The 24,190-nt window shown below is 44.5% G+C and carries 25 protein-coding genes and 1 pseudogene; 8 read left to right on the plus strand and 18 right to left on the minus strand.

The window, feature by feature from the left end; genetic code table 11:
• The 4 genes from QUB26_RS00005 to QUB26_RS00020 all read right to left on the minus strand — a co-directional run.
• Positions 1-491: hypothetical protein (locus tag QUB26_RS00005; RefSeq protein WP_333316037.1), on the minus strand; the 491-nt coding region annotated here is incomplete at its 3' end.
• A gap of 583 nt (positions 492-1,074) precedes the next feature.
• Positions 1,075-1,248 (minus strand): hypothetical protein, encoded by a 174-nt coding sequence (locus tag QUB26_RS00010; RefSeq protein WP_333142745.1) that lies wholly within the window; start codon positions 1,246-1,248, stop codon positions 1,075-1,077.
• Positions 1,249-1,607: 359 nt separating this feature from the next.
• Positions 1,608-1,946, minus strand: a complete 339-nt coding sequence (locus QUB26_RS00015) for a hypothetical protein (RefSeq protein WP_333142746.1) — start codon at positions 1,944-1,946, stop codon at positions 1,608-1,610.
• 255 nt (positions 1,947-2,201) lie between these two features.
• The gene (locus tag QUB26_RS00020) at positions 2,202-3,068 is read right to left on the minus strand and encodes a helix-turn-helix transcriptional regulator (RefSeq protein WP_333142747.1); all 867 of its coding nucleotides are present in this window, start codon (positions 3,066-3,068) and stop codon (positions 2,202-2,204) included.
• A gap of 143 nt (positions 3,069-3,211) precedes the next feature.
• On the opposite strand from QUB26_RS00020, the gene QUB26_RS00025 reads away from it, so the two are divergent.
• Positions 3,212-3,601 carry a DUF2834 domain-containing protein gene (locus tag QUB26_RS00025; RefSeq protein ID WP_333142749.1) on the plus strand — a complete coding sequence of 130 codons (390 nt, stop codon included), beginning with the start codon at positions 3,212-3,214 and terminating at the stop codon, positions 3,599-3,601.
• A gap of 450 nt (positions 3,602-4,051) precedes the next feature.
• On the opposite strand, the gene rppB is transcribed toward QUB26_RS00025, so the two are convergent.
• The 6 genes from rppB to QUB26_RS00055 form a co-directional block, all read right to left on the minus strand.
• On the minus strand, positions 4,052-5,437 hold the full coding sequence (gene rppB, locus QUB26_RS00030) for a two-component system sensor histidine kinase RppB (protein ID WP_333142750.1): 1,386 nt from the start codon (positions 5,435-5,437) through the stop codon (positions 4,052-4,054).
• A 225-nt stretch (positions 5,438-5,662) separates the two neighbouring features.
• Entirely contained in the window at positions 5,663-6,133 is a 471-nt protein-coding gene (locus QUB26_RS00035) for a DUF2808 domain-containing protein (RefSeq protein WP_333142751.1), read from the minus strand.
• A 113-nt stretch (positions 6,134-6,246) separates the two neighbouring features.
• The gene (locus tag QUB26_RS00040) at positions 6,247-6,720 is read right to left on the minus strand and encodes a hypothetical protein (protein WP_333142752.1); all 474 of its coding nucleotides are present in this window, start codon (positions 6,718-6,720) and stop codon (positions 6,247-6,249) included.
• A 96-nt stretch (positions 6,721-6,816) separates the two neighbouring features.
• Positions 6,817-7,293, minus strand: coding sequence for a DUF2808 domain-containing protein (locus tag QUB26_RS00045; RefSeq protein ID WP_333142753.1), 477 nt, complete (start codon positions 7,291-7,293; stop codon positions 6,817-6,819).
• 165 nt (positions 7,294-7,458) lie between these two features.
• A complete protein-coding gene (locus QUB26_RS00050; RefSeq protein WP_333142754.1) occupies positions 7,459-8,493 on the minus strand; it encodes a C39 family peptidase in 1,035 nt (344 codons plus the stop codon).
• Between the two features lie 89 nt (positions 8,494-8,582).
• A complete protein-coding gene (locus QUB26_RS00055) occupies positions 8,583-9,638 on the minus strand; it encodes an acyltransferase (protein ID WP_333316039.1) in 1,056 nt (351 codons plus the stop codon).
• A gap of 310 nt (positions 9,639-9,948) precedes the next feature.
• Here QUB26_RS00055 and QUB26_RS00060 point away from each other — a divergent pair, with 310 nt between their 5' ends.
• A complete protein-coding gene (locus QUB26_RS00060; protein ID WP_333142756.1) occupies positions 9,949-10,170 on the plus strand; it encodes a hypothetical protein in 222 nt (73 codons plus the stop codon).
• On the opposite strand, the gene QUB26_RS00065 is transcribed toward QUB26_RS00060, so the two are convergent.
• Together QUB26_RS00065 and QUB26_RS00070 are read right to left on the minus strand one after the other, a co-directional pair.
• On the minus strand, positions 10,160-10,627 hold the full coding sequence (locus tag QUB26_RS00065) for a hypothetical protein (protein ID WP_333142757.1): 468 nt from the start codon (positions 10,625-10,627) through the stop codon (positions 10,160-10,162). The two genes, QUB26_RS00060 and QUB26_RS00065, sit on opposite strands and share 11 nt — an antisense overlap.
• 219 nt (positions 10,628-10,846) lie before the next feature.
• Positions 10,847-11,350, minus strand: coding sequence for a hypothetical protein (locus QUB26_RS00070; protein ID WP_333142758.1), 504 nt, complete (start codon positions 11,348-11,350; stop codon positions 10,847-10,849).
• A gap of 225 nt (positions 11,351-11,575) precedes the next feature.
• Between QUB26_RS00070 and QUB26_RS00075 the strand changes: the two genes are divergently transcribed.
• A complete protein-coding gene (locus QUB26_RS00075; protein ID WP_015211800.1) occupies positions 11,576-11,722 on the plus strand; it encodes a hypothetical protein in 147 nt (48 codons plus the stop codon).
• 599 nt (positions 11,723-12,321) lie between these two features.
• Here QUB26_RS00075 and QUB26_RS00080 read toward each other — a convergent pair.
• Complete coding sequence (locus QUB26_RS00080) at positions 12,322-13,629, minus strand: hypothetical protein (protein WP_333142759.1); 1,308 nt, start codon at positions 13,627-13,629, stop codon at positions 12,322-12,324.
• A 3-nt stretch (positions 13,630-13,632) separates the two neighbouring features.
• Positions 13,633-14,709, minus strand: coding sequence for a cysteine synthase family protein (locus QUB26_RS00085; protein ID WP_333142760.1), 1,077 nt, complete (start codon positions 14,707-14,709; stop codon positions 13,633-13,635).
• Positions 14,710-15,345: 636 nt separating this feature from the next.
• On the opposite strand from QUB26_RS00085, the gene QUB26_RS00090 reads away from it, so the two are divergent.
• Positions 15,346-15,786 (plus strand): heavy metal-responsive transcriptional regulator, encoded by a 441-nt coding sequence (locus QUB26_RS00090; protein WP_333142761.1) that lies wholly within the window; start codon positions 15,346-15,348, stop codon positions 15,784-15,786.
• 6 nt (positions 15,787-15,792) lie between these two features.
• Here the strand turns inward: QUB26_RS00090 and QUB26_RS00095 are convergent, their stop codons facing one another.
• From QUB26_RS00095 to QUB26_RS00105, 3 genes are all read right to left on the minus strand, one after another.
• Entirely contained in the window at positions 15,793-18,918 is a 3,126-nt protein-coding gene (locus QUB26_RS00095) for an efflux RND transporter permease subunit (RefSeq protein ID WP_333142762.1), read from the minus strand.
• A 157-nt stretch (positions 18,919-19,075) separates the two neighbouring features.
• On the minus strand, positions 19,076-21,022 hold the full coding sequence (locus QUB26_RS00100; protein ID WP_333316041.1) for an efflux RND transporter periplasmic adaptor subunit: 1,947 nt from the start codon (positions 21,020-21,022) through the stop codon (positions 19,076-19,078).
• A gap of 73 nt (positions 21,023-21,095) precedes the next feature.
• Positions 21,096-21,812 (minus strand): DUF305 domain-containing protein, encoded by a 717-nt coding sequence (locus tag QUB26_RS00105; RefSeq protein ID WP_333316043.1) that lies wholly within the window; start codon positions 21,810-21,812, stop codon positions 21,096-21,098.
• Between the two features lie 344 nt (positions 21,813-22,156).
• Between QUB26_RS00105 and QUB26_RS00110 the strand changes: the two genes are divergently transcribed.
• Positions 22,157-22,288: a hypothetical protein gene (locus tag QUB26_RS00110; protein WP_333151757.1), complete on the plus strand. Its 132-nt coding sequence runs from the start codon at positions 22,157-22,159 to the stop codon at positions 22,286-22,288.
• Positions 22,289-22,360: 72 nt separating this feature from the next.
• On the opposite strand, the gene QUB26_RS00115 is transcribed toward QUB26_RS00110, so the two are convergent.
• Entirely contained in the window at positions 22,361-22,504 is a 144-nt protein-coding gene (locus QUB26_RS00115; protein WP_333302392.1) for a hypothetical protein, read from the minus strand.
• 49 nt (positions 22,505-22,553) lie between these two features.
• Between QUB26_RS00115 and QUB26_RS00120 the strand changes: the two genes are divergently transcribed.
• The 3 genes and pseudogenes from QUB26_RS00120 to QUB26_RS00130 form a co-directional block, all read left to right on the plus strand.
• The gene (locus QUB26_RS00120; RefSeq protein ID WP_333151755.1) at positions 22,554-22,898 is read left to right on the plus strand and encodes a metalloregulator ArsR/SmtB family transcription factor; all 345 of its coding nucleotides are present in this window, start codon (positions 22,554-22,556) and stop codon (positions 22,896-22,898) included.
• A 23-nt stretch (positions 22,899-22,921) separates the two neighbouring features.
• Positions 22,922-23,533: a cation transporter gene (locus QUB26_RS00125; protein WP_333302394.1), complete on the plus strand. Its 612-nt coding sequence runs from the start codon at positions 22,922-22,924 to the stop codon at positions 23,531-23,533.
• Positions 23,534-23,724: 191 nt separating this feature from the next.
• A pseudogene (locus tag QUB26_RS00130) lies at positions 23,725-24,018 on the plus strand (transposase); the annotation flags it as partial.
• Between the last annotated feature and the right edge of the window lie 172 nt (positions 24,019-24,190).

Genomic DNA, 24,190 nt, shown 5'->3' on the forward strand with positions numbered 1-24,190 from the left:
TTTTCAAGTTCGCTAGCGGCTAAACGTTGCTCCCGCACCCGACCAACTCGAATAGCGTCAATCAAGCTGAGCAAGGCGTAGAGTTCTGGATCGTTACTGGCAGCTTGGGGGACTGAGCGGTACAGAGGCGCGATTGCCTGCCCTCTCACGACACCTTGAGGGTCAGGCCAGACGTAAACCTCAGACGGTGAGGCAACCAGCTTGCTTTTCAACGGCTCAGCAGAATGTGCAGTTGGCAATCCCCGCGAGAGGGGGCCTGGCTGGGCGTAGAATACATAGCGCAACCCGTGAACCAAGAATTCCAACACCGCTTGCTTCAAAATTTTCCGCTCGGAGCCATAATACAGACCCGCAGCTTCAGAACGCTCAAGGGCAGCATGAACTTCTGATGCGCTCATGCCCAAGCTTTGAGCGAGAGAACTGTACGTCCAGTTCGTTGAATCCCAACTGTGGACTTTGAGTATTGCAAGGATATCTTGGGGTTTTAGCATAGCGGATGAGCGAGCGCATTGTTTCCTTTATTCTATATTCGCGAATAGCGAATAATTAAGGTGTGGCGACTTTAATTTACTGCGAGGCGTTCGTTGAAGGGCAATCGCCATGTAGCCAATACAGCGCTCGCCCCGGCCGCTTGAAGCCGTTGTAGGTAGGAGCGATCGCACTATAAGTTTCAGAAAACTTAGCCGGAACTTTCCTTTACCGGTATCGGTATAAATATATCTCCCAACATTGCTATTGCTACGACTGTTCCTCACTTTTTTTCCTAGCTTCCTATCAGGCATAAAATTTAGTTTACAAGAGAGCGAGTGAGGTTCGCTCCGCTAAGCGTGCGATCGGGACAGTTGGGGCAATTGACGCCGATGCTGTCACAAGGGTCTCCACAACAGCAGGAGCAATGTTCGTGCAATCAGCACAGTTGGATATCGGGTAAAAATCAAGTCGCTTGACACCTAGGATGCCCCATTCATCAGGGTGTATTATTTTTTTTCTGCACGCATTAATCATGGTTTGCGATCGCAAAACCATTGCTTGCTACCGATTGAGAACAGCCAAAAGCAGCCTCAACAAGCAAAGTCACGAAGAGCACAAAAAAGCAGTAATTTGACCGAAAAAGTCAGGCATTTGCAGGATATTTACAGGCATTTGCAGGTAAAGTGCACCCCCTGCAAATACCTGCACTTGCCTGACTTTATACTGCAAACGCCTGACTTTATACTGCAAATCCCTGACTTTAGCGCTCCACAACAATTAGCTATTTTTTAGCGTTTTTAACAACAAGTGAATTGACTTAATAGTCAAGTTACGGTATGGTAAGTTGAATTAAAAATCAAATTTCAGAAGTGCGAAAAAATTGGCAGCGTAGCAGCCGTTATGTCAGCCTTGGCAGTTGCATAAATTGCTGTTGTCGGACTCGCGCTTTGCAATCGGCTAAACTGTTGGTATGAAGGCAGGTTAAGAGCAGACCCTAATACGGTGTCTTAATGGCGAGAGCGTCTGTGATCGTTGCAATTAGGTCAAGGAAATCAAATTTACCCATCTAGGACTTAGAAGTGCTACTGCTAGGTCAGGAGATGAGACAGACGCTAGAGAGTTGGCGATCGACCTAACTAGGACAGGATGCGGAATGACTGCCAGGTTTTGTAGCTACCAAAACGCCTGTCATTAAACTTCAGCTTTTCGCTCGCAGCCTGCGTGGTCTCAACTTGTGATCGAAATTCCACCAACTGTTGAACCTGTTGAACCTTCAGCTTTTCGCTCGCAGCCTGCGTGGCCTCAACTTGTGATCGAAATTCCACCAACTGTTGATTTTGAGCCCGTACCTTTTCTAATTCGTTTTCGTGCCTAATTTTCAGAACGAGGTTGCTTGCATCTGCTGCACGTACACTGCTGGGAATGCTGGTTCCCAGGTCTAGAGAGACGGCGATGTGTGTCTTGTTAGTAACCATTTTGTTGATGTTTGTAATTTTGTTCTGTGTTTAATATCAACAAAGATTTATCAGGATAGGGCTTTTTCCTAATATCGAAGCGACGCGCGAGCAACCAGACACTCATTAGGCGACCGGCTCACGCGCTGCCCGTTGTGCGGATGGTTTCTAAGATGGCCTCGACTGTTTCAGGGGAATACTTCGGCATTGAGTGCGCTAACGATATGTGTGCCCATATTAGCCCACCGGCCCCGGCTTTCTGGGGAGTACCCATCTCTAGTGGGGTGCCGGTGTATCCCTGTAAAAATTTGCAAGATTGGTTTGCGCCACCTCATCTGCCGGAAACAGGCTTTCAATCCGCAGTTCCTGCAACGTGATGTCATGAGGAGTACCTAACGTGGCGATCGCCGAAAATAAGTTAAGGCTCAGTCCGTCTTTGACAAACTGTACCGTCAACAAGGGTAGTTGCCAGGTGCGGGGTAGAGATTGCTGCCACAAGCGGGGGGCATCTGGATAAGCTTGTAGTTCTTGAAAAAGAGCCATAGATTCGTCGCTATGTCCATCGACGAACGCTTCTCGATACACCCGTTGCATCAGATGGCTAGCAATTTCTTCCCAATTCCCCACAAACGGCTTGAACCCTTGAGGATGAAACATCAGCCGCATCAGATTAATCCTGCCGTTGATGCAGAAATGGTGTTGCAGCTTCTCTGGATGAACTAACCAATTGGTAAGCTGTTGCGCGGCTGTATTGCTCTGGATTAAATTCCAATAACGATCCATTACTAATGCCGGATAGGGTTCTTGCTGGCGCAAGATAAACTCTATGGCTTTGCGGATCGGTTCAACTTCAGGCGCTGATAAATCGCTTTGGGAATAAATCGGCGCAAAGCCCGCCGCCGTGAGCATGATGTTTTGATCGCGCAGAGGAACATGTAGCACAGCCGCCAGTTGCAGTACCATATCCCGGCTGGGATTAGCTCTGCCTGATTCTAAGAAGCTGATATGCCGCTGAGAGACATTGCCAGCTAAAGCCAAATCGAGTTGACTCAAACCGCGTTGATTGCGCCAGTGTTTGAGCAGATTCCCAAAGGATGCGTCTCGGTTTGGAGTTGATTGCGTTGAGGTTGAAGCGCTCGCCATTTTACTATCCTTATTACCTCGTAGGTAATTGTTTATATTATCTCGGAGGGTGACAATCAGAGCAACAGGGTTGATGACGAACTTTTACGCTTCGCCAAACCAAGTCCCTGTTGAAGTGCTGATAACAAAAGGAAAGTGAACCTATGTCCAATGCAACTTATCTACAGCGGCAACTACCTACATCCAAAAAATTTCTGTCAACCCAATCGCTTTATCTGCTGCTAACGATTATTGGTGCGATCGCGCCTTGGAGCTTTCTGCTGAAGTTCTTTCTCCAGAATGGTCTTGATCTCGATTTATTTTTCCAGAATGCGTTCGCTAATCATGTCGCTTCTGCCGTAGCAATAGATTTGCTCATTTGTGCAGATGTCTTCTTCTGTTTTTCATTTATTGAGCTAAAGCGATTAGGTTTGTCTCGTCGCTGGTTGTTTGTTTACGTTGTCGCTACTTTTGGCATTGGTGTATCTTGTGCTTTGCCTTTATTTTTATATTGGCGCGAACGAGCGTTAGAAACCCTAAAGTTTGAGCATTAAGCTCTACGTAAAGACTTTCTGACTACAGCTCCGCGTTATCGTCTTACCAACAGTTTTTATGGTCGAGTAAAGGGAGTAATAATGGAAAGAAGAAGGGGAAGAAAACCATGCTTAAAAACCTAGGATTGAAGGAGCGACTTATCAAAGATAATTGCACAAGCTATAGACCCTAAAAAATCATGTGTGGTCAAGTTTGAAAAACCTCTTTGTATCCGTTGGCTAGCTCAAACTCCAAGGGTGGGAGAAGATAAAGTTCCGCTTTTATGTATATGCTCGCAGATGGTAATGCAGGGATTTTGATCTATTTCACCTGTTTTTCCTGCACATTACTACCTTTCTTCGTCCGAAAACCCATACAGTGTTTACTTGAACCACTTATTGAGCAAGCCCTAGTTAGTTAAGTATATTTGTCCATCATACCATAAATGTGCAACGCCCAACGCCCAAGTTCTAGGATGTGCCGATTACTCCATGATTCATGGCATCATTCATCAACGCCGCATTTCTTTCTCGAAATCGCAGTGTGAAAATGCTACCCGTACCCAATTTACTTTGCACAGTCAGGCTACCGCCATGTGCTAAGGCTATAGCTTGCGCTATCGCCAATCCCAATCCCGAGCCGCCAGTAACGCGATCGCGTGAACTGTTAACTCGATAGAAACGATCAAAAATTTGCTTTTGATCTTCTGCTGCAATCCCACACCCTGTATCTTGAACATGAATCACAACTAAATGGTCATTTTTTTCTAAAATAACCGTTACTTTGCCACCAGGTGAAGTGTATTGAATGGCATTGACAATTAAATTAAAAACTAAGCGATAAAGCTGGTTAGAATCACCAATAATAGTCAATGGCTGATGCACCGGCAATTCCGATGTTAGCGCTACCTCTCTGGCGATCGCCATTGCTGCCAATTCCTCGACTAAATCGCTAACCAAGTCATTTAAACAACACAATTGAGGGCGATCGGGTATCGGTTGATTATCCATCCGCGCCAACAGCAACAAATCAGCCACTAACTGAGTCAATCTGCGGTTTTGGCGCTCTACAGTTCGCAAAATTTCCCGCGCTTCTTTTTCATCCAATTCAGACATCAACAGCCCGGATTCTACTGTCGCTTGAGAGGCGGCTAAAGGCGTTCGTAGTTCGTGAGCGGCATCCGCTGTAAACTGTTGAATTTGTCGGTAGGAAGCATAAATTGGTTTCATTGCCAATCCTGCCAGCCACCAACTAGAAAAGCCTACCAAGATTAACGCAGTAGGCAATCCCAACTTTAAAACTAATTTGACTGTACTGAGATAATCGTTGAAGTCTTGCAAGCTCCGCCCCACTTGAAAGTATCCCCAATTTTTCTGATTTTGAGTATGCAGTGATACAGAAATTTGGTGATAAATATTGCCTTTGCTGTCAGTAATGGTTTGCCAGTGTTGTGAGTTAAAAGTCCCTAGCAATTCTTTGGGATAAGCGCCTGCTGTAGCAATCAAATTTCCTGACTTATCAAATAAACGGATATAGTAATAGCTTTGGTTGATAGCGCTTAAAGTATGGCGGCTTGGCAACTGTTCTTTAATGCCGTTAACTCCAATTACGCGGAGGTTGGGCAAAAGTTCATTGACTATTGGTTCCAGGCGTCCGGGCTGCTGCAATTTGATTTCTAGGCTGTCATGTAGCGTTCCCGCTACCGATTCTAATTCCCGGTCTAGGGCTACCCAGTGAGCGTGGGCGATCGCCCTATATACACCAAATCCCAACAAGCTTAAAATCAAACCCATTACTGCTGCATAGGAAATGGCTAATTTCCAGCGAGTCCGATTAAATAGTTTATTTTGATTCATCTTTCCTAATAGGTAATTGGTAAGTGTTAAAGTGTTAATAGGTAATTGGTCAGGACATAACTCTCATTTATTGCAGTAAATTGTTTCAAAAATTGAGCAACAAAAGATAGCACTCTTCCGACTTTTTCAGCTTTTAGCCTTTAAGTAATAGCAAATTTTAAATTGCAATTTTCTCGAATTTATTCAAGTTAATTGCAATTTAAAATCCCTAACTGCCAGCTACCTTTAGTAGGTTTGAATTAAAACTGTACCGAGTGGTACTTCTGCGTTTATTCCCGCCATTTTACCAGAGATAGCGTACATCCAACTCCGACTGTAACCAGGAGTGTGAATGCCCCGCATATCAATCGATATGGTGGTATCAGGAGAAACAGGTTGGGAGAAAACCACTGTCGCTTTTCGGTTATTAACAGAAACTTGAGACTCGATTTTTTGACCAGATTGATTTGTTACGTCAATTCCGCTACGCATTTTCACATCATCCGGTAAATCAATTGTAAGTGCCGAAAGAGGTTTTCCCTGAACGTGAACTTCAAAATGATGAGTAGCACCCTGAAAGCGAGCGCTATTGGGATGGGCTCCGCTGTGAATCAGGTGAGAAATATTAGCATTTCGCATCGCTCCTCCCGCAACAGTAGCGGGGGCATTATATGACAACAAGAAGGTGAATGCAGTGGCGTAAACTAACTTTTTCATGGCGATGCTCCTCAAATAATTAACTCAATGGACTCGGCATTAATGGGTCTAAAAGCCCTGAAATAAATCCAGGTAAGATGTCAGTCGCTTAGGAAATTAACCTCCAAAAGCATTTACCACCGTGGGAGAGTTTGAATATTGGCCGTACCAACTTTACTGTCTGAACTCTGACCCACTTTCTTGGCATAAACGCGGTATATATAATTACGCGGGTAGATGGAAGCCTCAACCTCAAGCATAGAAATTGTCAGCACAGTCCCGGCAACTACAGGTTTGGAGAAAACTACCATTGCTTTTCCACCTTTAACAGAAGTTGTTGCCTCAATCTTTTCACCGGATTGCCTGCTTACTTCAATACCCTTGATTCGCAGTGAGGGCAACTGAATTGATAGTTCTGAAATGGCTTCTCCCTCAACGTGAACGTCAAAATCGTGGAAGGCTCTCCAAGTTGGGTAGTCAGGATAGGAACGGCCTCCGACAATGTGAGGTGATTGGGAATCTCCCGGTATTCCTGTTGCTTTTGCTGCGGAGATAGAAGAGGCAATAATTAGGGCAAATGCTGCACTAATGCTAATTAATTTTTTCACGACTGCACTCCTTGAAAACTAACGTTTGGCTTATTTCTTAGTTTGATACGTATGGATGAAACCAGGATGAAAGATCGGCCGTAACACCTGATTTTTTTATTGATAGCTGCGAACCCGTGCTATACCGAGGAGAATGTCTGTATTGTCGCCAACTAATGTAGCAGTAAGTTGGTACATCCAAGCGTTAGAAACTCCAGAAATTATTACTTTATTCATGGTAATTTTGATTGTGTTTTCGGGAGAAAGAGGTTGGGAGAAGGTTAGTATAACTTGATTGCTGTTGACAGAAACCTTAGTGTCAATTTTTTGACCTGAATCGTCAGATATACTGATATCATCCCTGACAGTTAACCCCGCAGGAACGCTAATTTTTAATTGAGAAATAGCCCTAGTTCCTTGAGGAATGTGTAGCCGGAAAGTATGCCTGACGATTCTTGCCTTAGTTTCCGGAAATTGTACTGAACTATCAATGTGAGGAAAATTCTCGGCGCCTGTTCTGGTGCTCGCATGGACAGCAGGAACTAAAACTGCGGCTGACAGAGCAAATACAGCACCGTAAATGAGTGTTCTCATAGTTTTGACTCTCTAGGAAATTAAGTACAGTACGCCAACCTACTTCAACATTCATATTTGAAGAGTTAGCTTCTTATTAACTAGATTGACAGCTAATTATGAAATCAAGATGAAATATGAACCAGTGAGAGGTGAATTTTAATAGCAAACAAGCGCTTTACTCTCTTACTTGGAAATGAAATGAACCCAGAAATTTCCATCTGCCATACAAACGCGACGGATTAAATCATAGGAATAGTGAAGATAAGCTCCATTGGCATTGTTGTTATACCCGCTAGCAAACCATTCTCCATAAGGATCGTGAACAATCAAGCCAGTTTCGTCATATCCAACTACGGGCAGAATATGACCGAAAGAAGTAAAATAGCCATGTATGACAGTTGGGTTTCCATCTACTAACCAATCTTTAACTTCCTCAAAGGTCGCATTCTCTTTAAAGGTATCTTGAGCACCATACTCTCTGACAATTTTTGCCAAGTCGTAGGGGTTCCAGCGACTGTAACCTTTGTTGAGTGCATATGCGTAGAGTTCGTCCTCAAATTGACCGATCGTGTCCCGGCGCGGTTTGTTGAGGAACTGCAAGCACATTGCCATTGATGTGACATTGCAAGCACCAGTCGGATTATAGTAATTATCCAGTTGGTATTTGTAAGGAAAATTAGCAAGTTGAAAGCTCTTAGGCTTAGTTTTTGGATAAATTACCTTTCCTTCTTGTAAAATTTGGACGTGCGACCTATAGACATACCAGATTTGAGAATTTTTAAAGGAATCTTTTCGCAAAGCTACTCGGATGTGATCGCGAACCATTTCATAAGAGACAAGCTCCAATACTTTCCCCGTTTCAATTTTTTGTTTCTCTGCATCTGATAAATTTAACGCATAGATAGGTCTAGCCTTGAGAACTGTCTCATTAACTATCTTGAGGACAGGAGGTGGAAATTTGAGATCCGATGGCTTGGCTTCAATAAGTTTCTCGGCTGTTTTTGCTCCGATAAATCCTGGTTCATCAGTGCACTGAATCAGCTTGTGAAATCGATTGAGAGCCGCAGTAGAGACTGGACTAAAGATGCCGTTGGCTGGAGGGTCTAGCAAACCTAAGTCGATGAGACGAATTTGGATTTGGCGAGTTAGCTCTTTATCGGCAGCGATCGCCTTTACATCCACTTTCTTATTGGTTCCTACAATGTTTTGGAGTTTCATAATTAATTTATTGAATATTGGAACTAAATGTTAAACCCATTTCCCCATTTTCGATCGCCTCGCCCCCACGGATGTTGCGTAAATCCAGATTAAATTCCCAGAATGTACTGACTGTAATTCTTGGGTAAAAGTTTTTGCAACAGGTAAATAATCCCAAAACAAACTAGCAAATCTACCGTCACTAAAACTCCGAGCTTGAACAGTGGCTCGGCAGAATACATAAATTTATAAGACGCTAAATTAACATAGTTTACTACCATCACATCTAGCAGGTATATAGGAAAGGAGTAAGCCGCCAATATTTTGACTAATTTCGATAGTTTACTGGGAAGTATGATGCTTTGAGAAAATGCCAATATCGACAGTACGAACCAAATTGCGTATCCTTGAGTAGATAGTTTAAAAAACGATCGGGCAAACCAGGCATCCGAATTCACTTCACTGAGTAGGTAAAATTCCCAAATACTCGCTAGATAGAACAAGATAGTTGCTGCTAAAATAAGCATTCTTTGGCGCTGAAGGTATCCTTGAATGTTGTCATAGCAACTGCCAAGAACTAAACCAGTGGAAAACGGCAAAATCCAACTAAAAATCCAGCGCTCTATCAGCGGTATAGGTATGGAAGGTAAGTATTTGAAAGCAACTAAGTAAAAGACTATGGTAAAAGCTATTTGAATGGTGAAACCCAAAGCCAAAACTTTTCGGGGCTCAAAAAATTTTAATTTAACTAGAATCCACCACCACAAATAGCATTGAACAATCACAACTATAAAGTAATAGGGGGGCAGCACAGAACCTGTCAGCACATCTCTAACTAATCCAAGTAAATCAAATCGTTTGAGGTTGCCCAAATTATTTAAAATGTAGAAGGCTACTGACCAAAAAAGATAGGGCGGTATAATTCTCGACAGCCTTTTCTTTAATATCAGCGTCGGGTTATTTTGATTTTCAAGCTTGTTGGTAAGAAAAAAACCGCTGATCAGTAAAAATGCAGGTACGCAGAAAAGCTGGAGTGTATCGATCGAAATAAATAGAATTCTGCGATCGGGTAATGACAAAAAACCAGCATGAATAATCACAACACTGACGATCGCCAAAGCTCTGATTAAATCGAATTCAGCAAACCTAGTAGATGCTTTTTGCATTGTAAAAACAGGGGTAGTGATGGTAGCCACACTCGGCTGCAAACGATATTTGTCAAGGGTTTCAGTCTTAAGTTGACACCTGCGGGCAGTGACGTATCCCTACTACTTGGCGGGTGCAACACCAGAAACGTTACATTCTGATTAGACAGCGTTTAACCGCGCTCAACTTAAGGTTTACATTCCTAAATGAAATCAGGATGAAAATTTTAATATTGATGCGACTTATAGTGCAGGTAAATAGCTCATCTCTGACAGCAATCCGGTATGCTATCATAAAATTGCCGAATTACCCTACTGTGAAAATGACAGAATGAAACTTATAAAAATGAGCGAGCAAAAATTAAAAAACCCAATTCTCCTATGGATGGGTATGGGGATAGCAATGCTGGCGTGTTGCCTTGTGCCTATGGCTGCTTTCTTCTTTCTAAACGGAAGTTGGCGGGCATTAGTTGGTCACGACAACAAACAGCCCGCCAGCAACCCGTCAACCAGTCAACCGCAGATTCAACCTACTAAAAAGTCTACCGAGTGAAGGTGAATCGACCGTCTACCTTTTGACCGTTAATATCAGCAGTAATCTTCATCTGATACTGACCTACAACTTTTCCAGGCAGGAAAGCTGTATAGTGCTGGTCTTTCTGGTCATAAGTGAAGGTAACAGTCTTTTGAGTGCGATCGGGCATCTGAATTTGACCGGTTATCTTCGCATTAGGTATTGTCTGGTGGTTGTCGCCTCTTTGCAAATAGAAATCCAGGTGAGTTTGAGTGGCTTCTTTCTCGACCACCAACTCTAAATGATAAGGCCCTGATTCAACGACTTGACCGCCTTTGTTTTGAGCGGCGGCTATCTCTGTTCTTGTAATGGGTTTTGAAGACGAGACGGCAGAACTGTTGGCTGAAGTAGCAGCTTGGCTGTTGTTACTTCCAACTCCCAAAAATATTAGCCCCACAGTACCCAGAATAATTAAACCTGACTTTACTGTTTTCATGGTCTTTCCTCGTTTGATTAGGGATTTTGTACTCTTATAAATTTCCGAGCATTGACTTTCATTAATGCTAGAGCATCTAAATGATTATTCCTTCTATTCCTCGCTCAACCGGATAATCTTGGTAATTTAGACTATTCATTTTGCGAGAAAGCTGTGCTGCTTATCCTGTGTTTAAATCATTTTAGGGGATTTCCGATCAATTGTAAGAAAACTTGCATTCTATTGATTGAAGCTAAAACGACCGTCAACTTTTTCTCCGTTAATATCCGCAGTCACTTTCACGGGATAACTTCCTGCATCTTTGCCTGGAAATACAACGGCGTAATGTTTGCCATCAGCATCGTATTTGAAGTCCAGCGTTTGCTGCTCTCCATTCGGAGACTGCACTTGTGCCGTCACTTTTGCATTAGGAATCGGTTCGTGGGTATCGCCTTTTTGCAAATAAAGATCTAAGTGAGTTCCGCTATCCTCTTTCAGAGTTAAAAGTTCTAGGTGGTAAGGTCCAGACTCGACAACTTGACCTCCTTTAGATGGTTTGGGAGGTTCTGTTTTAGCAGATGCTGCAGGAGAAGCGGCCGAACTGGAAGTATTAGGTTGAGAGGCAACAGGAGCGGATGTTGGGCTGCTGTTTGGGCCGGTTCCTTGGTCGCTTTTGCTGCAAGCTCCCAAAAACAGCAATCCGACACTGCCTAGAATAACTAAGCTTGACTTGAGCGCTTTCATTCGATTTATTTTTTGGGTACAATAATTAGAATATGACACCCAAAAATGAAATCTGGATGAAATCTTCAGACTTTCATACAGGTATTCGGATCGTGACCTCGGAAATTCAATATTTTTATCATTTTTAATCTTTCCCCCCCTTGACTCTATAGCCGACTTGAGGGTTTATGCTATATATAGTTTCCCAAAGAAACTTTTCGATCCTAGATTCCCCGGTAAAAATTCATGATTAAAGCAACTCAGACTAAACGCTTCACTCTTGCAGCTTTGACGGCAGTTCTCCTGACAGCAGGTACAGCCGCGGTTGTCTTTGCCGCCGGCCCCTGTACTACTCCTACTCCTGACTGCCCTCAAGCTAATTGCGATAAATAATCCTTATTTTCCCCGGTGTGTAGATTACCTCACGGATTTTTAACAGGGATAAGCAAGAGAATATCCGACAGCAGCACGATCTCAATTTTGAGTGACTGCTGCTTTTTTTTTCAATATTATTTTGGACAAGATAGAGTATTTTATCGAAAAATTGGATGACTATAACCACTACACAAAACTGAAAGTGGCTATCACTATAATGATTGGGTTCAAACTTGCCTAAAACTGCTATGAAAAAATTTGGAACAGAATCCTTAGAACAGCAGCTACTAAAAAGTCGTTCAACAATTATACTTACTCACATCAAATCTGGTAGCTAGTTTTCTAATTGCTCTTTTACCCTGCTTCTCGAATAGTGCGATCTTGCTTGTGTGCACACTACATATAGTGTGCACACAAGTAAGTGCTGAGATAGTATAACACCCTGGCGGGGTGACAACCCCGCCAACTGTAATCGACAATTAAAGGGACGGCGATGGAGAAACTAATGATGATGCCAAGAAGTAAATACTGATTAGCGATCTCTCAAAATTTTGATGGTTTACTCCATGCGATCGAGGATGTCTTACGCCTTGCGTCCGGCGCAGCCTTGGCGGTTGCTATAATTGTTTGCGTAAATTGAACGCGAGACAGGATACTTCTATTGTTAAAGAAATAATCATCGCGCTCGCAGCCGCAATTGCACCCGATGCCCCAAGCTGAACTGCACCGAACGCAACTAAAAGCAATATAGTCGTGCCAATCCAAGTTGCATAATTCAGACCTTTGGTTTGACCTGCCCCGACCAAAAAACCTTGAGTAGCATTTTGCACCGCCACCAGAAGGGGTACAAACGCGCACAACAGCAATACGGGACGGATACTCTCAACCAGGGCTTCATCGTTGCCGATAAAACTTTGCACAACCTGCAACCCAAATGGCGTTGTACTACCTAAAAACAACAGTAGCGAACAAAATCCACCCACACTGAGAGCAAATGCAATTAATTGGCGATCGCTCACTCGATCTCGATTTTTGATAATCACCTGTTGCACCATGCGAGTCGCATTGGCAATCACCAAAACCAATCCCCAAGCCGCAGGCCAAGCCGCCAATGCAATATTAGCGTCTTGGGCGCGGGCAATAATTCCCACCAGGACAGCACGTCCACCCCAGACTACTAACATTGAAGAGCCTAAAGGCCAGTAGAAATTCCACACACTTTTGAGATTGGTGGGTAGCTTTAACTCAGAATCAATGGGTCGAGGCAGACGAGTGGCTCCTAGCCGGTGCGCCGCAATGGTTACAACCAGCGCCTCTGAGAGAACCCCCGCGATCAAAGCAGTCCCCGCCAGCACTGCGCCTGACATTTTCAACACAAATCCGCCCCATAACGTTAGGGCTACAATTAACAAACGAACCATGCTAGCTTTGGCAACCGCCTGAGAATGACCTGTGTGGATGAGCAATCCTTGAAAATAACGCCGCCACGCGATCGCCAAAGGCCAGAGAAACATTAACGTCAACACAGTCTGCACCGTCTGCCGCAATTGGGGTGGAATTCCTAACAGCGTCCCCCCCAGCGTGGCGAAAATAAACGGCAGCGTCAGCAGCAACAGTAACGCACTCAGTCCGCCGCCTGCTAAAAGCGTAAATCGCCACAAGGCGCGACGCGATCGCCCATTCGGTGCAAGGGCATTCGAGGCGTGCAGAATCATAATAATCGGACTTTCAAAAAAGACCGCGAGGGCTTTGGCAATGCCCACGGCTGCCAAATTCACCCGTGCATCGGGTAAATGAGCTAGGGCAGCCGTCATCATCGGATCGCCAAAAGCCATTGCCACATCGCTGAGGGAGAGGGGAATAAATTGCCGCCATAAATCTAGCAGACCGATTTTAGACGGACTTGGAGAAGCCTTTAAGGTCATTGTTTATACAGGTTGTTGCTGTCGCACGAGGGTAAGAGGGACGCTTTGAAGGGCGTTAATTGTAGCGGTGAGGGCTTTTTGTTCCAAGATTTCAATCCCTTGCTCGGACAGCCATTCTGGATTGTAGACTGTTTCGAGATAGCGATCGCCCCGATCCGGGTTCAACAGTACCATGCGTTGAGAATGGCGATGCTGCTGGCTGTAAGCTAGGGCAGCGGCAACGATAGCGCCTGTGGATGCTCCTAACAACAAGCCTTCTCGACGTGCCAGGGCATGACAAACAGAAAAGGCAATGCGATCGTTCACAGAATACGCTGCATCCAGTGCCATTGGATCAAAATTGGGCGGTACAAAAGATAACCCCAATCCTGTCATTTTATAGGGGTGAGACGGCGTGCCAAAAATAGCCGAACCTGCCACATCTACGCCGACAATTCGAGTTTGGGGATGACGCTGTTTAAAATATCGGCTAATTCCCGCCAATTGTCCCGCCGTACTAACGCCAATAACGATAACATCTGGTGCTACGGGAAAAGCCTGTTCGATTTCGCGAGCAGTAAATTGCTCGTGGGCAGTTGGGTTTTCGGGATTGCGGTGCTGGCAAGGATACCAGGCACCAGGAATGGTTTCGGCGAGTTCTTTGGCTTTTTTCATCCTCGCAACTTGCATCGATCCATTGGCATCTGCCGCACTCAGGGGGACATCTACCAATTCTGCTCCATAGGCAGCCAGCATTCGCCGAATCGGGGGCGGTGTTTTACCATCGATGACAATCATCACGCGATAGCCTCGCGCTGCACCAATCATTGCTAAACCAATGCCGAAATTACCCGAACTAGATTCAACAATTGTGCCGCCGGGGGCGAGTAACCTGGTACGTTCTGCGTGTTGAACCAGACATACAGCATTTTTCTCTTTAATGCTGCCACCGGGATTACAGGATTCTAATTTGAGATAAAATTCGTGATGCTGACAGAGTTCGCTCACGCGATTGAGACGAACAATGGGAACCTTTCCAATTGCCTGGGTGATATCGCCAGCTAGGGATGATTTCAGCGCTGTTTGTAGAAGTTGAATCATTGATTTAGATCCTTCAAAATACACGGTAGTTAGTCCTGGTCATCTATCTTGCTTGCCTGCGGAAAACTTTAGTATCCGAGCGCGAGATCATGCTTATCAATAAGCCAGAAGCCCTCTTTGCCTAATTACAAGCTTGCAACGCCACAATCAGGGTAAACGCATCTAATTTCTAAATTCCCATGTATAGCTTCTGAGTAGAGACAAAAGCGCTATAGGTGGAAAATTAGATCCTTCAAAATACACGGTAGTTAGTCATGGTCATCTATCTTCCTTGCCTGCGAGAAATTTCAGCATTTGAGCGCGAGATTATGCTCATCAATTAGCCAGAGGGCATCTTTGCCTAATTACAAGCTTGCAACGCCAGAATGAAATTGGGGTGAAATAAGTCAGGTTCATTGATTTAAAAAATTATAGGAAAGAGCGCAGGTATAAGTGGTTTTTATATTTCAGGGATAAGCAAGAGAATATCCGACAGCAGCAGTAACTCAAAACAGAGTTACTGCTGCTTTTTGAGTCACTAGAATTATGGACAAAATAAAATATTTTATCCGCCCAAATTGGGTAAGTATAAACAGCACAAAAAAGTGAAACTGGCTATCGCTATAATGATAGGGTTCCAATTTACCTAGAACTGCTATGACAAAATTTGAAACAGAATGCCTAGAACAGCACCTACTAAAAATAGGAAAACTAGCAAAGCAAACTGGTGTTACTGTAGGCACCCTGCGATACTATGAAAGCCTAGGGTTACTGGAACCTGCCTTACGCAACAGTAGCGGTTATCGTTACTACACAGCCGATGCTGCCAGACAAGTGCAATTTATCAAGAAAGCTCAAAGACTCAACTTTTCTCTTCAAGAAATTCAGCAAATTTTGGCCTCTCGCCGTCAAGGAATAACAGCTTGTCCGCTAGTGCAAGACTTATTAAGTCGCAAAATAGATTTCTTTGAGGAGGAAATTCAGCGCATGAGTGCGTTCAAAGCTGAGTTGGAAGCTTATAAAAAACTTTGGACAAATCGAACTTCAGACAATCCCGATAGCGAGGAACTTTGCACTTTGATTGAGGGAGTTAAGTAGGATTGATCAGTTCGCTATTTCAGCTTTAATTACCTTCCCGTCTTCAATAACTGGCTGAGGTTGTTGAGGTCGTAAAATTTTACCAAATTTAGCATACAAAGCTGGCAAAACTAACAGAGTCAAGGCAGTAGAAGTAAACAATCCTCCTAAAACTACTACTGACAAAGGTTGCAAAATTTCCTTTCCGGGGCCGCCTTCTAAGACTAAAGGTGCTAAACCTAAAGCTGAAGTTGAAGCCGTCATCAAAATAGCATTGAGCCGTTCCATCGAGCCTTTAATAATTGCTTCCTTAAAAGGCATTCCCTCGGCAAATTTAGTGTTGTAGTTGTCTACTAATAACAAGCCATTGCGGGTGGCAACGCCAAATAAAGTGACAAAACCCACTAAAGAAGCTACAGAGATGATGCCGCCAGTCAAAGCTACAGAAATTACTCCTCCCACTAATCCGAGCGGTAAATTAATCATAATCATCGCAGTTGAAGGAATTGACTTGACGGACAAGTACATCAATACTGTAATTACAAGAAAAGAGATCGCACTAAATATCATAATATTTTGGGAAGCTCTTTGTTCTGCTTCAAATTGACCGCCGTACTGGATAAAATAGCCAAAAGGCAACTGTACCTCTCGTTTGACTTTAGCTTGAATTTCATTCACAACCGATCGCAAATCTCGACCTTTAGCATTAGCCGCTGCCACAATCAACCGAGAAACATTCTCGCGGTTAATCGTATTTGGGCCAGTACCGTATTTTACAGTAGCAACTTGGGCGAGGGGAATCTTGTTGCCACTTGGAGTATCAACCAACAAATTCTGAATAGTTTCTAAGTTATTTCGGGCTTCAGGCTGCAACCAAACAACTAAGTCAAAAGTTTGCTGCACCTCCAAAACTTGAGAAACAACTTTGCCGTTTAAAGCTGTCTCAATTAATTCAGAAAGCTCTCCAATTTTTAAACCGTATCTACCCGCAGCTTGACGGTTAAAATTAATTTGAATTTGTTGCACTGGCACCTGGGGTTCGAGTTGCAAGTCTACAATTCCTTCAACAGTTTTCATTTGCTCTTCAACTTTGGCACCGATGCTGCGAAGCTGATCCAAATCCGGGCCAAAGATTTTGACAGCAATCTGACTTCTGACACCAGATAAAACCTCATCCATCCGGTGAGAAATAAAACCGCCGATATTTGGTGCAACTCCCGGCAATTTAGCAAATTCCTGCCGCAACGCCTCCAAAGTTTTCGGCCTGTGTTCCATGCCCTCCTCGCTCAAACCGATATCAATGTGAGCTAAATTGACTCCCGCAGCATCAGCATCTCCCGGAGCTCTGCCCGATCGCACTTGCACGTATTCAAACCTGGTATCATCCTTAAGTGCATCTTCGATCGCAAAAGCCGCGCTATCTGTTGTTTCCAAAGACACCCCCGGATAAAGCAGAATAGTATTTACCAAAGTTTGCTCCTGAAACTCGGGTAAAAACACCCGTCCAAAAGATGGCAAAATAATTAATGCAGCCACCATACTAGCAGCAGCTAAAGCTAAAATTATCGCCGAATAGCGCATTGACAATTCTATAAAAAAATGATAGATACGCTTGCAAAATCTCGGCAGCCAAGGTTCCTCGGAACTCATGCGTTTGGCAGGCAACAAGATAGCACAAAGGGCTGGAGATATTAACAGCGATTCCAGACTAGAAATCACCACAACTACCAAATAAGTAATCCCCATCGGCGTAAAAATTCGACCTTCTACACCGGGCAAAGTAAAAATAGGAGAAAACACAACAATCCCAATAACAGTCGCTCCAATTAACGAATCGCGCACCTCTTGACTGCCGTCAAAAATCACATCCATTACCGGACGCGGATTAAGAGAAGACCTATTTTCTCTCAAGTTGCGGTAGGTATTTTCGGCATAGACGATCGCATCGTCGATCGCAGTGCCGATCGCCACCGACAAACCCCCTAAAGTCATCGTATTCAGCCCCAGCCCCAGCCAATACATCGCCAGCAGCGCGAACAGCCAAGTCAGAAAGAAATCCAGCAAAACAACCGCGAGAGTGCGCCAATTCATCAAAAACGGGATCAGGATGATGGTAACAATGATGCTGCCTTCAACTAAAGCCGATCGCACATTCTCCACCGAGGAATTAATATATTCTTCCTGTCGAAAAGTCACAGTAACTTTAATATCTTTTGGCAGAGCTTGCTGCACCTCAGCCATTGCTGCCTCAACCGCTTTAGTTACCGTCGGAGTATCAGCAACTGGCTGTCTGTTTACCATCACAATCACAGCTTTTTTGCCGTTAAAACTGCCATCTCCCCGCTTGATTGCAGCACCAATCTTGACATCAGCGACATCAGCAATTCTGACGGGTGTTCCGTTGCGAGAGGCGATCGCAGATTGCTGCAAATCTTCCACAGACGCAATCCGCCCCACCCCCCGGATTAAAGTTTCTCGATCCGGCGTAATTAAATACCCCCCCGGCGCGTTAACATTCGCAGCCGCTGTCGCTTCGGCAACTTCCTGCAACGACACATTAAAAGCTTTCAACTTTGCAGGTTCTACTAATACTTGATACTGCCTCTGATCGCCGCCGTAAGCCACCACTTGAGCAACGCCAGTCACAGCTAGAAGGCGATTTGTGACTTGCCAATCAACCAGACGGCGCACTTCCATCAAAGGAGTAGTTTCCGAGGTAAAAGCATAGGTAATAACAAGGCCTACCGGTGAAGTTGTCGGAGAAATTTGTGGTGCTTCTACTCCTGCGGGAAGCTTGCTTTGAGCTTGCTGCAACCTTTCTGTTATCAACTGGCGGGCTTGGTAAATTTCAGTTCCCCAATCAAAGATTACCTTAACGGCAGAAAGCCCTACAGCGGAAGACGATCGCACTGCTGTCACCCCAGGAGTTCCGTTAATTGCACTTTCGATCGGCAGTGTTACTAAAGACTCGATTTCTTCCGGCGCCAGCCCCGGTGCTTCCGTCTGAATTTCGACTTGCGGGGGTGCAAAAGGAGGAAAGACATCAAGGGACATTTGGGGGATGATATACAATGTCCAAAGACTAACAATAATGGTAGCGATAACAACTAGCCAGCGGCGGTTAATTACCCATCTGAGAATAGTGCTGAACATTTTATTATTTTGGAGTTAATATAGCGGTTCTCAAGCGTGGTGAGGTATGGGGGCGAGTCTTATGCCTATGCCCTATGCCCTATGAGCACCTCATTTTACTGAGAAAGGCTATAGATAGATACTTCTGCAAACTAAATTGCTATATTCACGCAATTGTTTACTTCAAACTCTTGACTTCTTTCTCTTGAGCTTTAACGTGATGGTTGTTATTGTGTAACAGCAGTTCATTGTGCAACGGCGATGCAGAGTCGGAAAAACTATTGTTTCCGGCATTGTTTCCAGAATCCGCTGCTAATGCTGGCAATTTGCGCCGATTTCCCAACAACACGCCGGCTGTGAAAGTCAGGGATACGATCGCAACTGCTCCCCCTATTCCCGTCCACCAGAAAGACACGGGTAAATTATTAAAATTAACCTCTGTTGCCTTTGGAGTTGCCTCTTTCTTTGCCTCGTCTTTTGAGGGCTTGCTGCCGCCCCGCAAAGATTGTGCGTAAAGTTGAGGTGCTCGCTGCGTTACTATCAAATCTCCCTCAAATAAACCACTCTTAACTTCAACTAAATCTCCGGCAGTTTGACCGAGTTCAATTTCAACAGCTTGATAAGCATTGCCATTTTGGAGGTAAACGGTTTTTTTACCGCTAACATCCACTACCGCCGCACTCGGAATTGCTAAAATATTTGTGGCAGTTTTGTTGGTTAAAATCTCCAACTCAGCAAATAGTCCTGGCTTTAATTCGCCGTTAATATTATCTAGTTCTGCTTTCACAGGCACAACCCGCGTTTCTCCTGACACGGATGACCCAATTAAGGCGATTTTTCCATTGAAAGTGCGATCGGGTAAATTAGCGACTTTTACCCTGACTACCTGACCCTGTTTTACTTTATTTAGGTCTTTTTCGTAAATATTGGCGGTGGCAAAAACACGGCTGTCATTTAAGAGACTCATCAACGGTTTTTCAGCGTTTACTGACTCTCCTGGAGTGATTTCGCGATCGGCTACCGTCCCCGAAATCGAAGCAACTACGGTAACGAGTCCTCGATCGTTGGCAACAGTTCCTAATTGTTGCAGCCGGGCTTGATAGGCTGCGTCAGCCAAGCGAATGCGCGACTGAGCGACTTCGACGGCTGTTTTGCCGCGTTTGAGTTGGTTCTCGGCTTCTAGGACTTCCCGGCGACTCTGAGCTCTGGTAAGTTGAGCTTTGGCTTCTGCTACTCTGCCTTGAGATTCCCGCAATTCCCGCATTGGGAGGTCTACTTCGGCTTGTTTAATTTCGGTTTGGGCTTTGATAACTTCAGGACGGCTTTTTGCCTTAGCAACAGTGGCTTTTGCTTCTGCGAAGTGGGCTTGCGATTCCAGCATTGTGCGCCGCGCGATCGCCCCAGATGCCACTAATTCTTTGTCGCGCTCGAACTGTTCTTTTGCCACAGTTAATTCAGTTTCTGCCTGCGCTATTTCGGCTTGCGCTATTTCAACTTGGCGCTGATAGTTTTCTTTAGCGGCTTGCACAACTGAACGCTTGTTTACTAATTCTTGTTCTTGCTGGTACTGCTTGGTTGCTGCTGTTAATTGGGTTTGGGCTTGGGCGATTTCTGCTGCGGATATTTGAAGTTGGCGATCGTAATTTTCCCGTGCTAGTTTTAGATCGCCTTCCGCTTGCTGCAAATCTGCCTCAGCTTCGGCACGTTTCGAGAGAGATTCAACCCGCAACTGTCCTAATTCTGAACTCGATAAAACCGCAACGGGTTGACCTTTTGATACTTTGTCCCCAGGCTTAACCAGTAACTCTACTACTTTCCCAGCAACCGGAGCCGTCACTTCTACTTTTTCGTTGGGTAAAGTTTCAATTTGTCCGGTGGTTTTGATGCCGATATCTAGTCGCTGTCGAGCGGCAGGGGAAACTTTAATTCCTAATCGTTTTGCTGTTTCGGCATCGACAGAAATAGCAGTAGGAGTTTCACTTGTTTCGCCACTGTGCTTAAATTCATCTCCGTGTCCCGCGTGGGCAAAAACGGGGGTGGACTCGATGAATAACAAAAGAGTCAGGAGTATTCCCGAAAAGTGAACTATCGGTGCTGAGGAGCGGACACGGCGGTAGTATTGCATGATTGAGTAGGGGAGAATCTGAACTCAAAGATCAGTTTGGCAGATTGAAATGAAATCAGGATGAAATATGGTATTACTGTTTGTACCAAGCTTGCCGCCACTGTTTCATTTGCTCAATTTCTTGCTTTTGCGAAGTCACAATCTCTTGGGACAATTTCTTTATTTCCGGTCGCTTCGACTTCTGCAAAGCATCTTGGGCCATCACTAAAGCTCCTTCGTGGTGGGGAATCATCGCATTGAGAAATCGCAAGTCAAATTGGTCGTCAGCGGCCCCTAAATCCATGCTCATCATCATGCTTTGCATTTGTTCAGGAGTCATTGCCATCGTGTGACTCATTGGAGCGTGATAAGCCATCGGCGTACTGCTGGCTTTGGCATACCAAGTTTTTCGCCACTCTTTCATTTGACTGATTTCGCGGTTCTGAGCGGCAATCATCTCATTTGCTATTTTTTTCATTTCCGGGCGTTTGGATTTATTGAGTACCTCTTTTGCCATGTTTACAGCACCTTGATGGTGCAGTGTCATGCCATCAATAAATCGCAAATCGTAGTCGGCATCAGCCGGGCCTAAATCCATTGACATATTGTGATTCATGCCATGATTCATGCCACCCATGCCACCTTGTGCCGCGTCTTGCTTGTTGTTCACTTCGGTTGCAGCCGTAACGTTTGGGGCTTGAGTTTGGCTTGTAGGAGCTTTTGAACAAGCTGCAAGCACTCCGCTGGTTAGGGCGGCTGTGGCGGTCAATATCAGCGTTGCAAAGCCGGTTTTTAATGAAATTGGTTTCATAGATTTTATATGCTTAAAACGACTATTTATCTTCAGCTTTCCACATATAAATGAAATTAGGATGAAATTTTCGACTGGGAATTGTAAATAAGTATTGCTGTGCTGTCGATCGAACTCAAATTTAAGATTTACAGGACTCATAACCTAATTATGTAGGGTACACAGTGCGCGCCTTACCCTATGGGTAGGCTGTCAAACCACTTTTTCCATAATTCCTGATTAATTTCGCAATCCCCCATTAACTCTCCAGTGGACTAGAGAAGTCCAAGCAGTTGACTCAGCCGCCGTTGTTTAAGCCGATCTCAAGACGAAGTTGGTGACAATTCAAACTGTGAAACCGGAAAATGAAGTTAGGGAAGCGATCGCATCTGTTGGCTATCCAGGCGCTTGAAGACAGAAGTCAGAATATTACCCATTCCCAATTTCAGAGTGCATATATGGATCACCTCACAGTCAAACTCCAAGGCATGAGTTGAGTCGATGGCCCCTTCTGCTGGTATCCAGCGCGTTTTTGCTGAAGTTGGACTAGACCCAAAAGCAGCTCAAATCTAAACACTGCAAGCACCAGGGAAAATTGTAGCGATGCTGGGAGATGGGATTAACGATGCTCCGGCTTGGGCAATAGCGGATGTGGGAACTGCGACGCTGCTCACGTAAGGGTATAAATAAGCTTTCAGGTGTTGACATATCATTAGTTGCTGATATGATGATATAAAAGAGCTTTGTATTGAAGCTAAGCATATGATTGTCTCTGCTCAATCCCAGTCCACTCGCTTGAAAGCAAAACTCTTTCGTGGGTTTTCCGATCCATCACGATTGGCGATTTTGGACGTGCTGCGATCGCGTCCAATGACCGTGAGTGAAATTGTTGAAGCAACCGGGCTATCGCAATCTAACACCTCAAACCACTTGGGCTGTCTCCGTGATTGCGGTCTGGTAAACACCCTGCAGCAAGGACGGTACACCAGTTATCAACTCGCCGATGCACGAGTTGCTGAGATTTTGGAAATGGTTGAAGAGTTACTGGCTGATGTAGCAAAAGGAGTTTATGAATGTACCCGCTACAACTGCTCAGAGAACGAATAACAACAAGCTAAACAGGAGGCACGATGTCAGACTGTGGATGTCACATGGAAGCCAAGAACGCAGCCGAGCGTAAAACGTTGCGAATTCTGTTACTTATCAATGGCACAATGTTTGTCGTCGGAATTGTGGCAGGAGTTTTAGCGGATTCAACTGCCTTAGTTGCAGACTCATTAGATATGTTTGCAGATGCTTCAGTTTACACGATGTCGCTGTATGCAGTTGGCAAATCGGCGCATCACAAGAATCGTGCAGCGACTCTAAGTGGTATTTTTCAGATCACGTTAGCCGTGATGGTTGTCGTCGATGTGATTCGACGGTTTGTTTGGGGAAGTTCACCGGAATCAGGTTGGATGATGGCAATGGCTTTTTTGGCCCTGATTGCTAACAGTTATGGTTTGTACCTTCTCTCAAAGCATCGTAAGGGTGAGGTACATATGCGGGCAAGTTGGATATTTACGCAGAATGATGTAATTGCAAATTTTAGTGTGATCGTCGCAGGTTTCCTAGTCACTCTATTTAATTCTCGGTTTCCTGATTTAATTGTTGGATTGGGAATCGCAAGCCTAGTCGTTTGGGGTGGAATCAGTATTATTCGAGATACACAACGTGACAGAATGAAGCAACAACGGCTGTAGTAATACCGCTTAACAGGTTTTGCAGCAACGATTTGAACGTTTCTCGCTTCGTTTTAGTTTTTTCATCGCCGAGACATAGAAACAGTACCAAAAATAGCTATGAGTAAAATGTACTCCAGCAACTTTACTTTGGAACAATGGGAGTTGATTGAACCTTTTATTTCACCTCCAACATCTAGGGATCGTCACCCAAGGTTGAGGTGTGGAATGTCCTGAATGCAATCTTTTACCTGTTAACCCAAGGCTGTACTTGGCGTGACTTATCGGGAGACTTCCCACTTTGGCAGAGCGTCTATCGCTACTTCTGCACCTGGCGTAAAGACGGAACTTTGCTGAGGCTACATGACCGACTTAGAGCCTGGGTTAAAGTTAGCCACAACCGAGCGGTGAGTCCGTCTGAAGCCATCGTGGATAGTCAAAGCGTCAAAAATGCAGCAATGGTAAACCAAGCAATGGGATGTGACACAGGCAAGCAAATAATATGAGTCAATAATTTTTACTTAACATGAGCAAAACGATAATAATTCTTACTCTCGATCGCAACTTGTGACCGCAAACTTGAGCTAACTAGCAGCCAAACTTTTAACTCAATAATTTACCAAATTGTTAGCTTTGGAGATATAGTATGAATATATGTTCATAAGTTAATTATGTTTT

Source organism: Microcoleus sp. B4-C1 (assembly GCF_036705285.1).
Lineage (GTDB): Bacteria > Cyanobacteriota > Cyanobacteriia > Cyanobacteriales > Microcoleaceae > Microcoleus.